Annotated in this window: 17 protein-coding genes; 9 read left to right on the top strand and 8 right to left on the bottom strand. The window is 73.6% G+C overall.

Annotated elements, in window-relative coordinates; genetic code table 11:
* Positions 1 to 10: 10 nt before the first annotated feature.
* The 4 genes from AC3A3L_RS18510 to AC3A3L_RS18495 all read right to left on the bottom strand — a co-directional run bounded on the left by AC3A3L_RS18510 (position 11) and on the right by AC3A3L_RS18495 (position 4,989).
* The gene (locus AC3A3L_RS18510) at positions 11 to 910 is read right to left on the bottom strand and encodes a DMT family transporter (RefSeq protein WP_487641511.1); all 900 of its coding nucleotides are present in this window, start codon (positions 908 to 910) and stop codon (positions 11 to 13) included.
* 17 nt (positions 911 to 927) lie between these two features.
* Positions 928 to 3,111 carry a Stk1 family PASTA domain-containing Ser/Thr kinase gene (locus tag AC3A3L_RS18505; RefSeq protein ID WP_487641510.1) on the bottom strand — a complete coding sequence of 728 codons (2,184 nt, stop codon included), beginning with the start codon at positions 3,109 to 3,111 and terminating at the stop codon, positions 928 to 930.
* 152 nt (positions 3,112 to 3,263) lie between these two features.
* On the bottom strand, positions 3,264 to 4,016 hold the full coding sequence (locus tag AC3A3L_RS18500; RefSeq protein WP_487641509.1) for a lytic transglycosylase domain-containing protein: 753 nt from the start codon (positions 4,014 to 4,016) through the stop codon (positions 3,264 to 3,266).
* Positions 4,017 to 4,188: 172 nt separating this feature from the next.
* Positions 4,189 to 4,989 carry a glycoside hydrolase family 16 protein gene (locus tag AC3A3L_RS18495; RefSeq protein WP_487641508.1) on the bottom strand — a complete coding sequence of 267 codons (801 nt, stop codon included), beginning with the start codon at positions 4,987 to 4,989 and terminating at the stop codon, positions 4,189 to 4,191.
* 92 nt (positions 4,990 to 5,081) lie between these two features.
* Here AC3A3L_RS18495 and AC3A3L_RS18490 point away from each other — a divergent pair, with 92 nt between their 5' ends.
* From AC3A3L_RS18490 to AC3A3L_RS18480, 3 genes are read left to right on the top strand one after another with little or no spacing between them, the layout of a single operon-like run.
* Entirely contained in the window at positions 5,082 to 5,453 is a 372-nt protein-coding gene (locus AC3A3L_RS18490; protein WP_487641507.1) for an Rv2175c family DNA-binding protein, read from the top strand.
* Positions 5,453 to 5,863: a guanyl-specific ribonuclease gene (locus AC3A3L_RS18485; RefSeq protein WP_487641506.1), complete on the top strand. Its 411-nt coding sequence runs from the start codon at positions 5,453 to 5,455 to the stop codon at positions 5,861 to 5,863. The genes AC3A3L_RS18490 and AC3A3L_RS18485 overlap by 1 nt, the downstream gene beginning before the upstream one ends.
* Before the next feature lie 4 nt (positions 5,864 to 5,867).
* A complete protein-coding gene (locus tag AC3A3L_RS18480) occupies positions 5,868 to 6,302 on the top strand; it encodes a barstar family protein (protein ID WP_487641505.1) in 435 nt (144 codons plus the stop codon).
* On the opposite strand, the gene AC3A3L_RS18475 is transcribed toward AC3A3L_RS18480, so the two are convergent.
* On the bottom strand, positions 6,299 to 7,363 hold the full coding sequence (locus tag AC3A3L_RS18475) for a polyprenyl synthetase family protein (protein ID WP_487641504.1): 1,065 nt from the start codon (positions 7,361 to 7,363) through the stop codon (positions 6,299 to 6,301). The genes AC3A3L_RS18480 and AC3A3L_RS18475 overlap by 4 nt on opposite strands.
* A 63-nt stretch (positions 7,364 to 7,426) precedes the next feature.
* Here AC3A3L_RS18475 and metF point away from each other — a divergent pair, with 63 nt between their 5' ends.
* Together metF and AC3A3L_RS18465 are read left to right on the top strand one after the other, a co-directional pair.
* Complete coding sequence (gene metF, locus AC3A3L_RS18470) at positions 7,427 to 8,317, top strand: methylenetetrahydrofolate reductase [NAD(P)H] (protein ID WP_487641503.1); 891 nt, start codon at positions 7,427 to 7,429, stop codon at positions 8,315 to 8,317.
* A gap of 5 nt (positions 8,318 to 8,322) precedes the next feature.
* Positions 8,323 to 8,931 (top strand): SIMPL domain-containing protein, encoded by a 609-nt coding sequence (locus AC3A3L_RS18465; protein ID WP_487641502.1) that lies wholly within the window; start codon positions 8,323 to 8,325, stop codon positions 8,929 to 8,931.
* On the opposite strand, the gene AC3A3L_RS18460 is transcribed toward AC3A3L_RS18465, so the two are convergent.
* The 3 genes from AC3A3L_RS18460 to AC3A3L_RS18450 are packed head-to-tail and all read right to left on the bottom strand — an operon-like array spanning position 8,925 to position 11,333.
* A complete protein-coding gene (locus AC3A3L_RS18460) occupies positions 8,925 to 10,235 on the bottom strand; it encodes a phytoene desaturase family protein (RefSeq protein WP_487641501.1) in 1,311 nt (436 codons plus the stop codon). The genes AC3A3L_RS18465 and AC3A3L_RS18460 overlap by 7 nt on opposite strands.
* Before the next feature lie 20 nt (positions 10,236 to 10,255).
* Positions 10,256 to 10,846: a DUF4126 domain-containing protein gene (locus tag AC3A3L_RS18455; protein ID WP_487641500.1), complete on the bottom strand. Its 591-nt coding sequence runs from the start codon at positions 10,844 to 10,846 to the stop codon at positions 10,256 to 10,258.
* A gap of 13 nt (positions 10,847 to 10,859) precedes the next feature.
* Complete coding sequence (locus AC3A3L_RS18450; protein ID WP_487641499.1) at positions 10,860 to 11,333, bottom strand: YbaK/EbsC family protein; 474 nt, start codon at positions 11,331 to 11,333, stop codon at positions 10,860 to 10,862.
* Between the two features lie 46 nt (positions 11,334 to 11,379).
* On the opposite strand from AC3A3L_RS18450, the gene AC3A3L_RS18445 reads away from it, so the two are divergent.
* From AC3A3L_RS18445 to AC3A3L_RS18430, 4 genes are all read left to right on the top strand, one after another.
* Entirely contained in the window at positions 11,380 to 11,847 is a 468-nt protein-coding gene (locus AC3A3L_RS18445) for a hypothetical protein (protein ID WP_487641498.1), read from the top strand.
* 183 nt (positions 11,848 to 12,030) lie between these two features.
* A complete protein-coding gene (locus AC3A3L_RS18440) occupies positions 12,031 to 12,354 on the top strand; it encodes a DUF6504 family protein (protein WP_487641497.1) in 324 nt (107 codons plus the stop codon).
* Between the two features lie 11 nt (positions 12,355 to 12,365).
* Positions 12,366 to 12,809, top strand: a complete 444-nt coding sequence (locus AC3A3L_RS18435) for an SAV_6107 family HEPN domain-containing protein (protein WP_487641496.1) — start codon at positions 12,366 to 12,368, stop codon at positions 12,807 to 12,809.
* Positions 12,810 to 12,821: 12 nt separating this feature from the next.
* On the top strand, positions 12,822 to 16,727 hold the full coding sequence (locus AC3A3L_RS18430; protein WP_487641495.1) for a DNA polymerase III subunit alpha: 3,906 nt from the start codon (positions 12,822 to 12,824) through the stop codon (positions 16,725 to 16,727).
* Positions 16,728 to 16,765: the final 38 nt, after the last annotated feature.

The raw sequence follows: 16,765 nt of genomic DNA, 5'->3' as shown, positions 1-16,765 counted from the left end.
CGGGAGAAGCTCAGACGGCGATGTGCGGGACCTCGCCCTCGACGGCCCGCCGCGGCGCGAGCTCGACGATCAGCATGGCCGCCAGCACCATCGAACCGCCGATGAGCAGCCGGGCCGTGACGTCCTCACCTCCGAGCCAGACCGCGAAGATCGAGGCGAACACCGGCTCCATGCTCATGATGAGCGCGCTGCGCGTCGGCGGGAGGTGCGCCTGCGCCCAGGTCTGGCCGAGCAGGCCGAGCGCGCCGACCACCACGGCCATGTAGAGCACCGCCCACCAGTCGGCGGTCCGGTCGGGCAGGACGATGCCGTCGTGCGCGGTCGCCATCGTGCACACGAGGGCGATCACCATCACCTGGAGGATCGTCAGGCCGACCGCGTCCTGGGCGCTCGACCACGCCCCCAGCCCGACGATGTGGAGGGCGTAGAGCACTGCGGACGCCAGGGTGATCAGCTCGCCGTAGCCGATGCTGAAGCCGTTGAGCGCGAGCACGCCGAGCCCCACGGTCGCGAGCACGACGGCCGCCCAGGTGATCGGCGGGATCCGGGTGCGGAGGATGGCAGCGGCGAGCAGCGGCGTGCAGACGACGTACAGCCCCGTCACGAACCCGCTGATGCTGGCCGGGGTGTGCGCCAGGCCGGCGGTCTGGAGGATCTGGGCGACGCCGTAGAGGAGGCCGAGGACCACGGCGTGGCGACGCACGACGGGGGAGAGCCGGCCCAGGGCCTTGGGCGCCACCACGAGCAGGGCGAGCGAGGCGATCGCGAACCTCAGCGCCACGAAGTCGAGCGTCGGCACCCGCTCGAGGAGGTCCTTGATCATGAAGAACGTCGAGCCCCAGCACGCCGCCAGGGCGAGCAGGGCCGCCGCTGCGAGCAGGGACGTACGACGGTTCTGCTCGGCGTGCACGGACGAAATCTAGGTGCTCAGACGAGGAACAGCGTGATCGTCGAGCCCTTCGGGACCTCGTCGCCGGCCCCGGGGTCGGAGCTGGCGACGAAGCCGAGGCCGAGGTAGGTGTCGGACTCCTTGGTCTCGACCTCGAAGCCGAGGCCCTCGAGCAGCTCGGTGGCCGCCTCGACGCCCATGGCCTGCACCCGCGGCACCTCGACGAGCTCGGGGCCGAGGGAGACCACGAACGACACCGTGTCGCCACGGAAGAGCGTGGCCTCGGGCGGGTCCTGCGAGATGACGTCGCCCTCCGCGACGGTGTCGCTGTGCTCCTCGCTGGTCACGCTGACCTGCAGGCCACGCTTCTCGAGGGCGGCGGAGGCGTCGTCGAACGACTCGCCGGTCCAGTCCTTCACCTCGATCGGCTTGCGGCCGCGGCTGAGCACGAGGTCGACGGTCGCGCCCGGCTTGAGGGTGGTGCCCGCCTTCGGCGAGGTGCGGATGACCTGCCCCTCGGGCACGGTCTCGCTCCACCGGCCCTTGCTCTTGCCGAACGCGAGGTTGGTCGCGGCGAGCGCGTCCTGGGCCTGGTCCTCGGTCTGCCCGGCGAGGTCGGGGAGGTCGTAGCGCTCGGGTCCCAGCGACAGCGTCAGGGTCACGGTGCCGCCGTCGAGCACCTTGCCGCCCGGTCCGGGGTCGGTGGCGATGACCAGTCCGGCGGTGACGTTCTCGCTGTAGGCCGGCTCGCCTGCCTCCGCCTCCAGGCCGGAGTCCTCCAGCTCGGCGGTGGCAGCCGCCTCGTCGAGGCCGAGGACGCCCGGCGTGGTGGTGTAGCGCTCCCAGCCGAACCACCACGCGCCGGCGGCGACGCCGCCGACCAGCAGGAGCGAGAGCAGGAGGAGCAGGGGGCCCTTCCTCGAGCGGCGGCGCGCGGTCGTCTCGACCGGGCCCACCCGGGTCGGCGCGCGGCCGGGGGTGGGCCGCGCGCTGGTCGGAGCGGCCGGGAGGGTGGTGGTCGCGGTCCCAGCCGCGGGGACCGTGGTGCGCATCGGCTCGGTCACGGGCCCGCCGGGCGGCCCGTCGGTGGTGGGAGGCCCGGCGGGAACGGGGCGGCGTTCGAGAGCCGTGGTGCGGTCGGGGCTGCCGTCGTCGACGAGCCCGGAGTCACTCGGGTCGACCTCGGTCAGCAGCGCGAGGGCACGGGCGTCGAAGGGCTCCGGGGTGGTGTCGTCGGGCGAGACCGGCTCGGCCACCGCCTCGGCCGCGCGCCGGGGGAGCAGGTCGGCGGCGAGCTCTGGGTCGGAGTCGAGCCCCTCGCGCAGGGCCTGCACGACCCGGTGGAGGTGGTGCAGCAGCACCGTGGCGTCGGCGGGGCGCTGGTCGCGGTCGCGGGACGTCGCGCGCGCCACGAGCGCGTCGACGTAGTCGGGGATGCCGGGCTCGACCAGGGACGGCATCGGCACGTCGTGGTGGACGTGGCGGTAGGCCACCTGGATCGGCGACTCGCCCTCGTGGGGCTTCGCGCCGGTCAGCAGCTCGTAGAGCACGACGCCGGCCGCGTAGACGTCGGCCCGGGCGTCGGAGCGGCCGTCGACGACCAGCTCGGGGGCGAGGTAGGAGACGGTGCCGATGAGCACGCCCCCGGTCGCGGTGTGCTGGGTGTCGGCGCTGACCGCCTTCGCGAGACCGAAGTCGGCGACCTTCACGGTGCCGCCGTGGGCCTCGTCGGCGATGAGGACGTTCTCCGGCTTCACGTCGCGGTGGATCAGCCCCGCCCGGTGCGCGGCAGCGAGCGCGGAGATGACCGGCTCCAGCAGGGCGAGCGCCCGCGCGGGCGGCATCGGGGACTCCTTGCGCAGGACGTCGCGCAGCGTGTGGCCCGGGACGTACTCCATCACCAGGAAGATCGTGTCGGTGCCGTCCGAGGTGTCGTCGCCCTGGTCGTAGACGCCCACCACGTGGGGGTGGTTGAGGCGGGCGGCCGCGCGGGCCTCGCGCACGAAGCGCTGCGCGAACTCCTGGTCGTCGCCCAGACCCGGGTGCATGACCTTGACCGCGACGGTGCGGTCGAGCCGGGTGTCGGTGGCCTCGTAGACGCTGGCCATGCCACCGCGCGCCACCCGGGCGAGGATGCGGTAGCGACCGTCCAGCAGCCGTCCGACCAGGGGGTCGCCAGCAGCCCCGGGCGCGGTTGCGCGGGCGTGCTCGGGTGGCTCCACTGGTCGACCTCCAGGTGCCGGACCAGGACGAGACGGGGAAGGATCCGGCGCGCCCATCGTACGGAAACGGCGCCTGCGCGCACGCTCAGGCGTGGTCCCGGCGTGGCGGCACCCCACCGGCGCGCCCGCGACTGCGGGCCGTCACGCACTCGTCACGACGGCGCCCGACCGGCCTCGAGGCGTCGCTTGATCGCCTCGACGTCGGCGACGTAGGCACGGGTCTCGTCGTACAACCCGTGCCGCCGCACCGCGCCGAGGCCCTGGTAGTAGGCGCCGATCTTGTGCGTACGACGATGGGTGTGCCGCGACAGCACGTCCAGCAGCAGCACCCCGGCCGTGGCGTTGTCGCCGAGCTTCTCCAGGTCGAGCGGACGGCCTGCGTAGTGCTCCATCCAGCGTCCCGTCGGGCGCAGCACCTGCATCGCCCCGATGGCGTCGGCGTGCGAGACGACGCCCATCTGCCACCCGGACTCCTGCCACGACACGGCGAGCGCGAGCTGCGGGTCGACGCCGTGCCTGCGGGCGGCGCCGGCGATGACCCGGCAGACCTTCTCGCGGTCGGGGTCGGGGTGCTGCCACATGGTGGCCTGCGAGCCGCCGGCCCTGCCGACGACGGGGATCTCGATGCGCTGGCCGACCTGCAGCGCGCCGAACCGGTCGAGGTGGTTGTGCGAGACGATCTCGGCCGTCCACGCGTGGAACCGCACGGCGAGGCCCGAGACGGTGTCACCGGGCTCGACGACGTACGACACCAGCGTGCGGCCGGCCGGGTTCCGGTCGTGGTCCGCGTGGGCCGGGACCGCGACGCTGGACAGCATGGTCGCCGTGAGCACGAGACCGGCTGCGCACTGGGCGAGCCGGCGCCACGAGCCGGCTGGTCGGGCTGGTCGGGGGTGTGGGGGCACGGAGCTGCTCCTCGTCACGTCCGCTGCGCCCGGGGTCCGAGGCCCGCGGGAGGGAAGCGCGCGAACGAGCAGTCGACGCTAGCCACTGCCGGTGGCGGGACGCGAACGGCGGCCGGGTCGGGCGTGTCGCCCGGCCACGGCCGCCGCTCGTGGGTCGCTGGTCGCCTGCCGGTCAGCAGGCTCCGTTGTAGGTGCTGAGCTCGAACTGGGGGGCCTTGATCGACTTCTCGTTGGGGGCGCGCATCGACCAGTAGCGCATCCAGTCCATCTGCATCCGGGCCGGGTCCATCTTCTTGCCCTTCTTCGCGCGCAGCTCGAACTTCAGCTGACGCGGCACCGGGTCGAGCGCCTCGTCGCGGCGCTCGGTGTGGATCACGTGCGCGTCGACGAACCACGAGATGTGGTCCTTGGCGACCTCGACGGCGTAGGTGTGCCAGCGGTCGTTGCGCAGGTGGCGGCCGAGGAACCCGCGGTAGGAGCTGTTCGGCAGCGTGTGGACGTAGGACTTCACGGTGTTGGTGCCGAGCGTGAAGTTCTGCATGCCGATGTCGCGGCCGCCGCAGTGCTGGTCTCGGGTGCCGCCGGGGACGAGCTCGGTGACGACCTTGAACGGCTTGCCGCCCTTGACCTTCGCCATGGTGCGGGCCCGCATCCGGATCTCCCAGCGCCCGTAGGAGTGGCCCTTGAGGTCGAGCGTGGCCGACACGCTGCCGCGCTTGGTGCTCATCAGCGTGAGCATGCCGTTCTGGGTGCGGACGACGCCGCGGCCCTTCTTCTTCCAGAAGCCGGGCTTGGGGCCGATGAACTCCTGGCGGAACACCCCGTGCTGGTACCAGCCGAAGGTGTTGCCCGCGTGGATCGGGCCGGGAGCGCCGTCGTAGTGGTCGGCCGAGGCGGGGGAGACGACCGGGGAGAGCGTGAGCGCCAGCAGGCCCACGAGGGCAGCGGCGACCGCAGACTTGAGGGGGTGCATCCAGGGCACGCTACGGATCACCCGCCGGGGTGACAACTCCGGCGGCCCCGGACGACTTCGCCGCTGGGCCGCTGCTCTCCTAGGCTGATGACATGACTGACGTGCCTCTCGCCGACCGTGACCTGGCCGCCCTCGTCCCCGAGTGGCTCGACTGGGACCAGGTCGCCGAGCTGCTCGGCGTGACGCCGGGCAAGGTGCGCACGATGATCCGCGAGCACGAGCTGGCCGCCGCCGTGCCGGAGCCGGGCACCGGCCCGCAGGTGCCGGCCGACTTCATCCAGGACGGCCTGGTGGTCAAGGGCCTGCCCGGCCTGCTGACCCTGCTGCACGACCACCGCTTCGACGACCGCGAGTGCATCGCCTGGCTCTTCACCGACGACGACCTGCCGGGCCGCCCGATCGACGCCCTCCGGGAGAACCGCGGCAGCGAGGTCAAGCGCCGCGCCCAGGTGCTGGAGTACTGATGGCCCCGGCCGCGTCCACGGGCAGGCAGCGCTACCGCTGGCTGCTCGTCCTGGCCGCGGCCGTGATGCTCGTCGCCTGGCTGGTCGCCGGCGGCGGTGACGAGGACCCCGCGACCGACCCGGCGACCGGCCTGCCCGTGGTGCTCCTCGCCGACCTCCCGCCCGAGGCTGAGCAGACGGTGGAGCTGATCGACGCGGGCGGTCCGTTCCCCGAGCCCGACCACGACGGCGGCACGTTCGGCAACCGGGAGGAGCTGCTGCCCGACCGCCCGCTGGGCTACTACCGGGAGTACACGGTCCCGACCCCCGGCTCCGACGACCGCGGTGCGCGTCGCATCGTGGCGGGCGACGGCGAGGAGCTCTACTGGACCGCCGACCACTACAGCTCGTTCTCGCGCATCAGGAGGTGAACACGTGAGCGGACTCGCAGCGGTGCTGTCGGGGCACGAGCCCCCCGGGATCCACCTGTGGCACGGCGCGTTCGACGTCGTCGACGTCCGCCACTCCGTCGAGCACGCCGGGTGGGCCTTCGGCTGGGTGGACGGCTGGACCGGCGCCGACACGAAGCCCGGCTTCCTGGCAGCGGTGGGCGAGGCGCTCGACTTCCCGGACCACTACGGCCAGAACTTCGACGCCCTCGCCGACTGCCTCCACGACATCGGGATCGGCCGCGGTGGCGTCGTCCTGCTGTGGGACGGCTGGGCGACGCTCGCCCGCGCGGACGAGAAGGCCTTCAGCATCGCGCTCAGCGTGCTGGGCTCGCGGGTCGACGACGACCGGGGCGTGCCGTTCACCGTGCTGCTGCGCGGCGAGGGTCCGGTCGTGCCCGGGATCACCAGCCTCGACTAGACCGAGCGCTGGGTGGCTGCCGCGGCCAGCTCGACGAGCACGTCACGCGCGTGGGGGTCGATGTCGGCCGCCCGGAGCGCCTCGACCGCGTGGTCGGAGAGCTGGCCGATGACCGCCTCGACCTGGGCGCGCGCCCCGGAGTCGTCGATGATGCCGCGCAGCTCGTCGACGTCGGTGCTGGTGAGCGGGGTGCCGAGCGCGGCGTCGAGGCGCTCGGCCGCGGCGCGGGGCGCGGCGTCGAGGGCGAGGGCGACGAGCACCGTGCGCTTGCCCTCGACGAGGTCGTCCCCGGCAGGCTTGCCCGTCTCCTCCGGGTCGCCGAACACTCCGAGGAGGTCGTCACGCAGCTGGAACGCCTCACCGAGCGGCAGGCCGAAGCGCCCGAGCTGGTCGAGCTGCTCGGGAGCTGCTCCGGCGAGGGCGGCACCGATGTGGATCGGCCGCTCGATCGAGTACTTGGCTGACTTGTAGCGCAGCACCGTCATCGCGGTGTCGACGTCGGCGCGCCCGCGCGCCTGGACGGACACGTCGAGGAACTGGCCGGCGATGACCTCGTTGCGGCACCGCTCGAAGATGGCCAGGCCGGGCGCGACCTCCTCGGCGGGGAAGCCGCTGCGCCGCAGCATGTCCTCGGCCCAGCCGAGCAGGAGGTCGCCGAGCAGGATCGCGGCAGCGGCGCCGTACTGCTCGGGGTCGCCGCGCCACCCCGCGTCCCGGTGCTCGGCCTCGAAGGCACGGTGGGTCGCGGGTCGGCCACGTCGAGTGTCGGAGGCGTCCATGTAGTCGTCGTGGACGAGCGCGCTCGCGTGCAGCACCTCCAGCGACGCGCACGCCCGGGCCAGTGCCGCGTCGTCGTCCACCGACGGCCGGATCGCCCGGTGGCCCCAGTGGCAGAACGCCGCCCGGAACCGCTTGCCGCCGCTGACCGCGGTACGAGCCTCGGCGATCAGCCGGCCGGCGTCCGGGCCGAGGGGGGCGAGCTCGGCCTCCCGTTCGTCGAGGAAGGAATCCAGCACCTGCTGGACCCGGTCGCGGAAGTCGGCGGGGTCCCAGGTCGTCACCAATTCAGACTAGTCACTGGACACGTCACGTCCGACGGCGCGGTCCTCCGTAGGCTGTTGCGCATGACGCACGGACCGGGACAGAGCATGCGAGAGCTGCTGGCGCGTGGCGACAAGTCGTTCTCCTTCGAGTTCTTCCCGCCCAAGGACGAGGTCGGCGAGCAGCAGCTGTGGCAGGCGATCACCGATCTCGAGCCCTACGGGCCGACCTTCGTGTCGGTGACCTACGGCGCCGGCGGCACCACCCGTGACCGCACCGTGGCGATCACCGAGCGCATCGCGCGCGAGACCAGCCTGCTCCCGGTCGCCCACCTGACCTGCGTCGGCCACACCACTGAGGAGATCGCCGCGATCCTCGACGACCTCGGCCGTGCGGGCGTCGAGCACGTGATGGCGCTGCGCGGTGACCCGCCCGGGGGACCCGGCACGCCGTGGACCCCGACGGAGGGCGGGCTCACCTACGCCAACGAGCTGGTCGCGCTGATCCGGCGGCGCACCGACATGCGTATCGGCGTCGCTGCCTTCCCCGAGGGCCACGTCGACGCCCCGGACCTCGACCACGACGCGCGGGTGCTCAAGGCCAAGCACGACGCCGGCGCCGAGTTCGCGGTGACCGAGATGGTGCTGCGCGCCTCGGACTACGTGGCGCTCGTCGAGCGTGCCCGCGCCGTCGGTGCCGACCTGCCGATCATCCCGGGCATCATGCCGATCCTGAACCTCCGGTCGATGGAGCGGATGGTGGAGCTCTCCCGCCGCCAGCTGCCCGAGGAGATCACCGCCCGCCTCACGCCGTACGCCGACGACCCGGCCCAGCTGCGGGCAGAGGGCATCGCGATCGCGACCGAGCTGTGCGAGACGCTGCTCGACGCCGGCGCGCCGGGCCTGCACTTCTACACGCTCAACCGGTCCAAGGCGACGCGCGAGATCTTCGCCAACCTGCAGATCACCGTCTGACGCCCGTGCAGACCGTCACCGTCACCGGCACCGGAGTCGTGCCCGTCGTCCCGGACAGCGCGGTGGTGCGGCTCGCGGCCGTGGCGCGGGGGAGCGGCGTGGCCGAGGCGTACGAGGCGATGGCGGCGGCGGCCGCAACCGTCGTCGAGGTCGCACACCGCCACACTGAGGAGCGCCGCGTCGCCTCGTCCGGGGTCTCCGTGTGGCCGGCCCGTGACCACGCGGGACGCGAGGCCGGCCACGAGGCCCATCACTCGTTCGCCGTCGCCTGCCCCGACCTGGCGGCAGCCGGCGCCCTGCTGCGAGACCTTGCAGGCGAGCTCGGCGACTCGCTCGTGGTCGACGGGGTGACGCTCGAGGTCACCGAGGCCCACGGAACCGGTGACCGGGCGCGCGAGGCGGCCTTCGAGGACGCCCGGGAGCGCGCTGCCCAGCTCGCCCGGATGGCGGGTGCAGGTCTGGGGGCCGTGCAGACGATCGTCGAGGGCGATGCCGACCGGGGTCCGTCGCCGATGCCCAAGGTGGCCCTGGCCCGCGCGTCCGCGGGAGGGATCGAGCCGGGCGAGACCTCGGTGACCACGACCGTCACCGTCGTGTGGGAGCTCGTCTACTGACGTGGTGCCCGGCCGACCATCTCGGCCACCAGGGCGGCGCTGAGGCCGGCGAACGGCAGGCCCGACCCGGTCGTGGCGTGGGCTCCGGCGGCCAGCACGCCGGCGATCGGCGTGCGTGGACCGAGGCGCGCGCGGGCCGTGCGCGGATCGTGCCACTGCACGCCGTGCGGTGAGCCGCCCCAGGCCTCGACGAGGTCGCGAGGGCTGCGGTCGACACGGGTGACGACCTGTCCACGGACGTCGAGACCGTGGCGCGCCACGGCCGTCAGGACGTCCTCCGCGATGTGGCCGCGGGCCAGCACCGTCCAGGCAGTGGCTCCGTGCGGCGCGCGGCCACCCGTGCGCACCACCAGCAGCGGGTCGCCGTGCAGCACCACCTCGTGCGGGAGGTCGGGAACGTCGCCCTCCAGCCCCACGTGGCACACGACCGGTGGGAAGGCAGGCATCGTGCGCCGGACGTGGGTCGCCAGGGCGGGCAGGCGTCGCGGGTCGACCGCGACGACCACGACGTCGGCGTCGAGCTCGCCGCCCGACGTCCGCACCGCTGCGACCCGGCCGTCGCGCACGACGAGGTCGGTCGCCGGCGTGCCGGTCAGCACGGTGACGCCGCGCAGCGCGAGACGGTCGGCCATCGCCACACCGAGGGCGGCGAGCCCACCCGGGACCGTCCACGTCCCGAACCGCTGCTCGAGGTAGACGTCGACGCCGGCGAGCACGGGCGCGCGGCGGAGCTCGTGGCCGTCCATGACGACCCGGTGGCCGGCGACCAGCCTCAGCCGCTCGTCGGTGAGCGCCTTGCGCAGCCGCTTGTGCAGCGACTCGCGTCGGTCGATGAGCGCGGTGAGCTCGGGGGGCGCGACGTCGGGGTCGAACGGCCGCTCGTACCACTCCTTGCGCAGCACCTCCCAGGGCTCGCCGTACGACGCCACGTGGTCGACCCACTGCCGACCGAGACCGGCGCCGAGGGACTCGACGGCCGCCAGCTGTGCTGCGCGCGAGCCGCCGGGCAGGCGTAGGGACGAGCCGTCGGCGAAGCGGTGCTCGCGGACCAGGTCGAGTGGCTGGAGGTCGAGCTCGCGCTCCAGCGGGCGCCCCGACTTGCGGAACAGGTCGCGCACGACCGCGGGCAGGAGCGTGGTGGTCGGCCCGGCGTCCCACGCGAAGTCGTCCTGCTCGACGGTGGTCAGCGCACCGCCCAGCTGCTCGGCGCGCTCGACGAGCGTCACCTCGTGGCGGAGCCGGGCGAGACGGGCAGCGGCCGCCATGCCGCCGAAGCCGCCGCCGACCACCACCACACGTGCCACGGTGGAACCCTAGGGGTCCACTAGGTGGCCCGACGGACGGGCTCCTTGTCGCGCCAGCGTCGCCAACCGCGGCGCACCGCCCGACCGAGCACGAGCAGCAGTCCCAGGCCGCTCAGGAGCAGGACGCCGGCGATCGCGGCGGCCGCCTGAGGGTGCTCGATGGAGAACCACACCACGCCCAGCACGGCCGCGTCCTCGGTGAGGCTGGCCCCGACGTTGGTCACCGGTTCGGGGGAGGAGTTGATGGCCAGCCGGCTGCCGGCCTTCGCCAGGTGGCTCAGCAGGGCCGTGCCGCCGCCGACCACGCCGAGCACGGCCTGCTCCAGCGAGGTGGCGTCGCCGGCGAGGAGCACACCGATGACCGCGCCGACGGTCGGCCGGATCGCGGTGGAGACGGCGTCCCAGGTCGAGTCGAGGTAGGGGATCTTGTCGGCGACGAACTCCATCGCGAACAGGAAGCCGGCGACGGCCAGGACGTCCCCTCGCCCCAGCACGTCGGGGATGTCGGCGAAGGAGCCGAGTCGGTCGGAGATGCCCAGCACCAGCACGACGAGGTAGGCGTTGATGCCGCTCGCCCAACCGCTCGAGAAGGCCAGCGCGAGGCTGTCCATCAGCGCGCCCCCATCAGTCCACCTCGACCTCGACGGCGCCGGTCATCCTCACGAGCTCGTCGTAGGACGTCGAGAACACCGCGGCCGGGTGGCCGGCCGCCGCCCACACGACCTCGTGGCGACGCAGCCACGGGTCGATCCAGGTGCGGATCGGCGCCGGGTGGTCGATGGGGGAGACGCCACCGATGACCTGGCCCGTGTGGCGGCGCACGAAGTCGGGGTCGGCGCGCTCGAGGCGCGTGACGCCGATGCGGTCGGCGACCGCCGCGGTGTCGACGCGGTGGGCACCGGAGGTCAGGACCAGGACGGGCTCGCCGTCAGCATCGAAGAGAAGGCTGTTGGCGATGGCGCCGACCTCGCACCCGAGTGCCGCCGCGGCGAGTGCCGCAGTGTGGGCGCTGTCGGGCAGGATGACCACGTCACCGGCGCCACCGCGCCGGGCGAGGTCGCCTCGAAATGAGGTGATCGATGCGTGCTCGGTCGACATGATGCGAGCCTAGCCACGAACGACGACAGCTGAGGGGTACTCCACGATGGCGCGCGACCTGCCCGGATCCGTGGTCAACAGCATGCGAGTGCTCGGGCTGATCGTGGCCACGGCCGGCGTGATCACGCTGCTGATCTGGCTGATGCGCGACGACGTCATCCTCGGGTGGGCCGAGGGCAACCCGTCGGCGCAGGAGCTCCTCGCCCAGGGCGGCATCGAGCTGCTGCGGGAGAGCCCGATCGTGCCCGGCTTCGTGGCCCTGTCGATCGTCGCCTTCGTCGGCTTCGCGGCGCTGGTGCTCGTGCTCGGCTGGTTCTTCGTCGGCGGCTACGGCTGGACGCGTCCCGTGCTCACCGCCACCGCCGGTGTCGGCGTCCTGGTCGGCATCGTCTGCCTCGACAGCCACCTGCCGATCATCTTCGTGGTGCTGTCGGCCCTCGTGATCGCCGAGGGCCTGGTGCTCTCGTTCTTCCTGTGGCAGCGCGAGACGACCGACTACCTGCGCAGGGTCTGACGCCTCCTCCCGCCGGACGCGTCCTTCGTCCCGAGCTCGGGCGCGGGCCTTGACGGGCTGTCGGTGGGAGGGAGTACCGTTCTGGGTGTTCGAACAGATGTTCGATGCGACCCGGTGGCGGTGACCTCGACCCCCACCGTTCCCGGGTCGGCCCCGGGGTCGACGGATGTGCGAGGAGGCGCGATGAGGCAGTACGACGACCCCGTCGAGGTGCGACGGGGCGAGGCGGAGGACCCTGACCAGTTCCTGTGGCGGGGCAGGTTGTGGAAGGTGCGCGCGGTGGTCGCGCACTGGGTGGAGACCGGTGCCTGGTGGCAGGGCGGGGCCGAGGGCGCGCAGCGGGGCGCGGCCGACCTCGTCGCCGAGCGCGAGCTGTGGCGGGTGGAGGCCGGCCGCGGCATGCCGGGCGGACGACAGCAGTCCGGCGACCAGCAGTCCTACGGCGTGTTCGACCTCTCCTTCGACTGGACCGACGGGCGCTGGCAGCTCGTCGGGTGCCTGGACTGAGGGGGCCGACGATGACCACGACGACCAGTCGCCGATCGGTGAGCGGGCCCGGTGCCGGGCCCCACCTGCTCCCTGCCACCGCCCACTCCTACCTCGAGCGTTCCGCCACGTCCCTGCGGGACGCGATCACCGCGCGCGACGTGCCGACCCGATACGCCTGCGCCCACGTCGCAGCGCTCTGTGCGGCGGCCGCCCTGCTCGCGGCCAAGGCCCGCCCGGCTCCGCGTGGCCGGAGGCAGAAGAACGCCTGGGTCCTGCTCGCCGAGGTGGCTCCCGAGCTGTCCGAGTGGGCGAGCTTCTTCGCCGCCGGAGCCGGCAAGCGCGCCGCTGCCGAGGCCGGGTCGACCCGGGCCGTCACCGAGCGGGAGGCCGACGACCTGGTGCGTGACGCCGACCGGTTCCTGGCCGTGGTCGAGCAGGCGCTCGGCCTGGTCCCGCATGCCAGCGTCGCCTGAGGGCGGGGCGAGGTGTCGCCTGACCCGTTCGTCCACCTCCACGTCGCCTCCGGGTTCTCGCTGCTCCACGGCGCGTCCCACCCCCACGTGCTCGTCGAGCGCGCGGCCGAGCACGGCATGGACACCCTCGCGCTCACCGACCGGGACGGCACCTACGGCGCGGTGAAGTTCGTGGGCGCCGCCGGCCGGGCCGGCATCCGGCCGGTGCTCGGGGTCGACCTCGCCGTCGCCCCGACCACCGGTGCGGCGCTCGGGGACCGACCCGTCCGCGGCGCACGCCCGGCCCCCCGTCGTACCCCCGTCCGCGGTGGCGTGGCGCGCGACCCGTCCCTGCAGCAGGGCGGCAGCGCGCGCGTCACGTTCCTGGCGATGGGCCGGGCCGGGTGGGCGGCGATGTGCCGGATGGTGTCCTCGGTCCACCTGTCGGGAGAACGCGGCAGGCCCGTCGCGACGCTCGACCTGCTCGCGCCCCACCTCGCGGGAGGCGACGTGCTCGTGCTCCTCGGTCCGTCCTCGGAGCTGGGCGCGGTCGCCACCCGGCGACGGGACGACCTCGGCCCGGCAGCGCTCGCGCCGTGGCTCGAGGTCGTCCCGCGACCCAACCTGGTCGTCGAGCTGGTGTCCCACCGGCTCGGTGGGCGCGGCGGTGCCTGGGGTCCGGGCACGTCCGCCCACGCCGCCCGGATGGCGGGCCTCGCACGCCGCGCCGGGCTCGCCACGGTGCTCACCAACGCGGTGCGCTACACCGACCGGCTCGACGCGCCGACCGTCGACGTCCTCGACGCAGCCCGGCGACTGGTGCCGCTGGGCTCGCCCGGGCTCCGCGACGTCGGCCCCCACGGCAGCCGCGGCAACGCCGAGGGGTTCCTCAAGTCCGGCAAGCAGATGCACGAGGTGGCCGAGGAGATCTGCCGCCTGGCCGGGCTGGGCGACGCCGAGCTGGAGGCGCGGCGGCTGCTCGCCCGCACGAGGGCGTTGGCCGACCGGTGCGCGCTCGACCCGCGCACCGACCTGGGCATCGGCGAGGTGCACTTCCCCGAGCTCGACCTCCGCGGTGCGGGGTCGGACCGCACGGCCGACCACCTGCTGCGGGCGCGGTGCGAGGCGGCGATCGGCCGGCGCTACGGCACGGGTCCGAGGATACGGGTCTGGAAGCGGCTCGACGACGAGCTCGAGACGATCCGGTCGCTGGGCTACGCGTCCTACTTCCTGACCGTCGCCGACGTCACCGACCTGATCGGCGCGATGGGCGTACGTCGCGCCGCGCGCGGGTCCGGCGCCGGCAGCATCGTCAACTACCTGCTCGGCGTCTCCGGCGTCGACCCGATCCGCCACGACCTGCTGATGGAGCGGTTCCTGTCGCCGCTGCGCGCCTCGCTGCCCGACATCGACGTCGACGTCGAGTCAGCGCGGCGGGAAGAGGTCTACCGCGCGATCCTCGACCGCTTCGGCGGCGAGCGGTGCGTGACCGTCTCGATGATGGACACCTACCGCGTGCGTCACGCCGTGCGCGACGTCGGCGCCGCCCTCGGCATGCCGCCCGGGGAGGTCGACGCGATCGCCAAGGCGTTCCCCCACGTCCGCGCGCGCGACGCCCGGGCGGCGCTCCGCGACCTGCCCGAGCTGCGGGCCAGCGGGCTCGGCGACGGAGGGCTCGACCGCTTCTTCGGGCTCGTCGAGCGGCTCGACGGGCTGCCGCGCCACATCGCGATGCATCCCTGCGGGGTGCTGCTGTCCGACCTGACGCTGCTCGACCGCACTCCTGTCGAGGCGTCCCACGCAGGCTTCCCGATGAGCCAGTTCGACAAGGACGACGTCGAGGAGCTCGGCCTGCTCAAGCTCGACGTGCTCGGCATCCGGATGCAGTCGGCGATGGCCCACGCGGTCGCGGAGGTGCGGCGCGTCGACGGGGTGCACGTCGACCTCGACGACGAGGCGCAGGTGCCGTTCGACGACGCCACGACCTACGACCTCATCAGCAGCGCCCGGACGCTGGGCGTCTTCCAGATCGAGTCGCCGGGCCAGCGCGAGCTCGTCGGCAAGTCCGGCATCGAGACCTTCGACGACATCGTCACCGACATCTCGCTGTTCCGGCCCGGTCCCGTCAAGAGCGACATGATCACGCCCTACCTCGAGGCCAAGCACGGGTGGCGCGAGGTCCACTACCTCCACGACGACCTGCGCCCGATCCTCGAGGGCACCCGTGGCGTGGTGGTCTTCCACGAGCAGGTGATCGAGATCATCGCGAGGTTCGCCGGCGTCTCCAACGCCGAGGCCGACGAGAAGCGGCGTGCGCTGGGGAGCGCCGACGGGATGTCCGCGACGCGGGCCTGGTTCGTCCCACGGGCGCTGGGCCGGGGCTACGACCTACGGCTGGTCGAGCGCATCTGGGCGGTCCTCTCGGCCTTCGCCGCCTTCGGCTTCTGCAAGGCCCATGCGGCAGCGTTCGCCCTGCCGACCTACCAGTCGGCGTGGCTCAAGGCGCACTGGCCGGCCCACTTCCTCGCCGGCGTGCTGACCCACGACCCGGGCATGTATCCCAAGCGCCTGATCCTCGACGACGCCCGGCAGGTCGGCGTCGGCGTGCGGGGGCTCGACGTCAACGCCAGCGCCTCCACCTACGTCGTGGAGCGCGCCGACGACGTCGGAGACGGTCGCCCGGCGCACGCGATCAGGCTCTCGCTGGCCGACGTGAAGGGGATCAGCGCTGCCGAGGTGGCCCGCATCGTCGAGGCGCGCGAGGGCGGCCGCTACGTCTCGCTGTCCGACTTCTTCCACCGTGCGCGGGTCTCCCGGCCGACGCTCGAACGGCTGGTGCTGGCGGGTGGCTTCGACAGTGTCTACGGCATCGCGACGGGCGAGCAGGCCCTCGATCGGCGCGGTCGCGTCACGCGTCGCGACCTCCTGCTGCAGGCGGCCGAGCTCGACCTGCACGCGCGCCTGGTGGACCGGGGGTCGCGAGCGCGGGGTCGCGGTCCGAGCAGGCGGGGTGCCGCCTCGCCGTCGGCCTCCGCCGCATCCGACGCCGCTGCCCGCAACAGCACCGACCCCACGGTGCGCGCCGGGTCGGGCCCCACCGAGCGGCACGCGCTGGCCGACGCCGGCGTCTGGGCGCGCGCCTCCGCCCAGTCGCGATCGGCACGGCCGGTGGTCGGGGCCGAGTCGGTCCAGCTCACGCTGACGCTGGGCGACGAGCCGGGCCGGCCGGGGGAGCGGCCGAGCGGGTTGCCGGAGATGACCACGCCGGAGCGGATGCGCGCCGAGCTCGAGATCCTGGGCCTCGACGTCAGCCAGCACGCCGTCACGCCCTACGCCTCGCTCCTCGACGCGCTCGGGGTGACGCGCAGCCGCGACCTGCTGCGTCGCCGAAGCAGGTCCGAGCTGCTCGTCGGCGGGGTCAAGGTCGCGACCCAGACCCCGCCGATCAGGTCGGGGCGACGGGTGGTGTTCCTGACCCTCGACGACGGCACCGGCCCGGTCGACGCGACCTTCTTCGAGGACGCCCAGGGCCACTGTGCCGCGACCGTGTTCTCGTCCTGGCTGCTGCTCGTGCGCGGTGAGCTGCGGCGCACAGGTCGCCGAGGGGTGTCGTTGCGGGCCACCGGTGCGTGGGACCTGACCGACCTGCACGCCCTCTGGCAACGGGCCGGCACCACCGACGAGGCACTCGACCGGGTGCGTGCCGAGCTCGCGCGACGGCCCGAGACCCTCCCGCACGACGCGGACGAGCCGGCCGTGAGGCGGGCCCTCGTCCACTCCAGCGGGTTCCGGCTCTCGCCCTACGCCGACGTGGCGCCGGCCGGCGACCCGACCCGGGACGTCGGGCGCAAGCTCGGTGCCGCCGGCGCGGATCCGCGGGTCGGCGAACCGCCCCCGTCCCGCACGCTGTGGCACCGCAGTCCCGGGAGCCCCGGATGAGTGCCACGACCGCCCCGACCGGCATGAGCAGCAGCCGT

This window comes from Nocardioides sp. Soil_C_8, assembly GCF_057656315.1.
The sequence above is the reverse complement of the archived record's forward strand: the minus strand, read 5'-3'. Positions and strand labels throughout refer to the sequence as shown.

Bases quoted from the DNA above. Each gene is read 5' to 3' on its own strand.
- AC3A3L_RS18495 (WP_487641508.1), bottom strand. From the start codon at position 4,989: ATGCACCCCCTCAAGTCTGCGGTCGCCGCTGCCCTCGTGGGCCTGCTG.
- AC3A3L_RS18490 (WP_487641507.1), top strand. From the start codon at position 5,082: ATGACTGACGTGCCTCTCGCCGACCGTGACCTGGCCGCCCTCGTCCCC.
- AC3A3L_RS18445 (WP_487641498.1), top strand. From the start codon at position 11,380: ATGGCGCGCGACCTGCCCGGATCCGTGGTCAACAGCATGCGAGTGCTC.
- metF (WP_487641503.1), top strand. From the start codon at position 7,427: ATGACGCACGGACCGGGACAGAGCATGCGAGAGCTGCTGGCGCGTGGC.
- AC3A3L_RS18435 (WP_487641496.1), top strand. From the start codon at position 12,366: ATGACCACGACGACCAGTCGCCGATCGGTGAGCGGGCCCGGTGCCGGG.
- AC3A3L_RS18485 (WP_487641506.1), top strand. From the start codon at position 5,453: ATGGCCCCGGCCGCGTCCACGGGCAGGCAGCGCTACCGCTGGCTGCTC.
- AC3A3L_RS18440 (WP_487641497.1), top strand. From the start codon at position 12,031: ATGAGGCAGTACGACGACCCCGTCGAGGTGCGACGGGGCGAGGCGGAG.
- AC3A3L_RS18450 (WP_487641499.1), bottom strand. From the start codon at position 11,333: ATGTCGACCGAGCACGCATCGATCACCTCATTTCGAGGCGACCTCGCC.
- AC3A3L_RS18455 (WP_487641500.1), bottom strand. From the start codon at position 10,846: ATGGACAGCCTCGCGCTGGCCTTCTCGAGCGGTTGGGCGAGCGGCATC.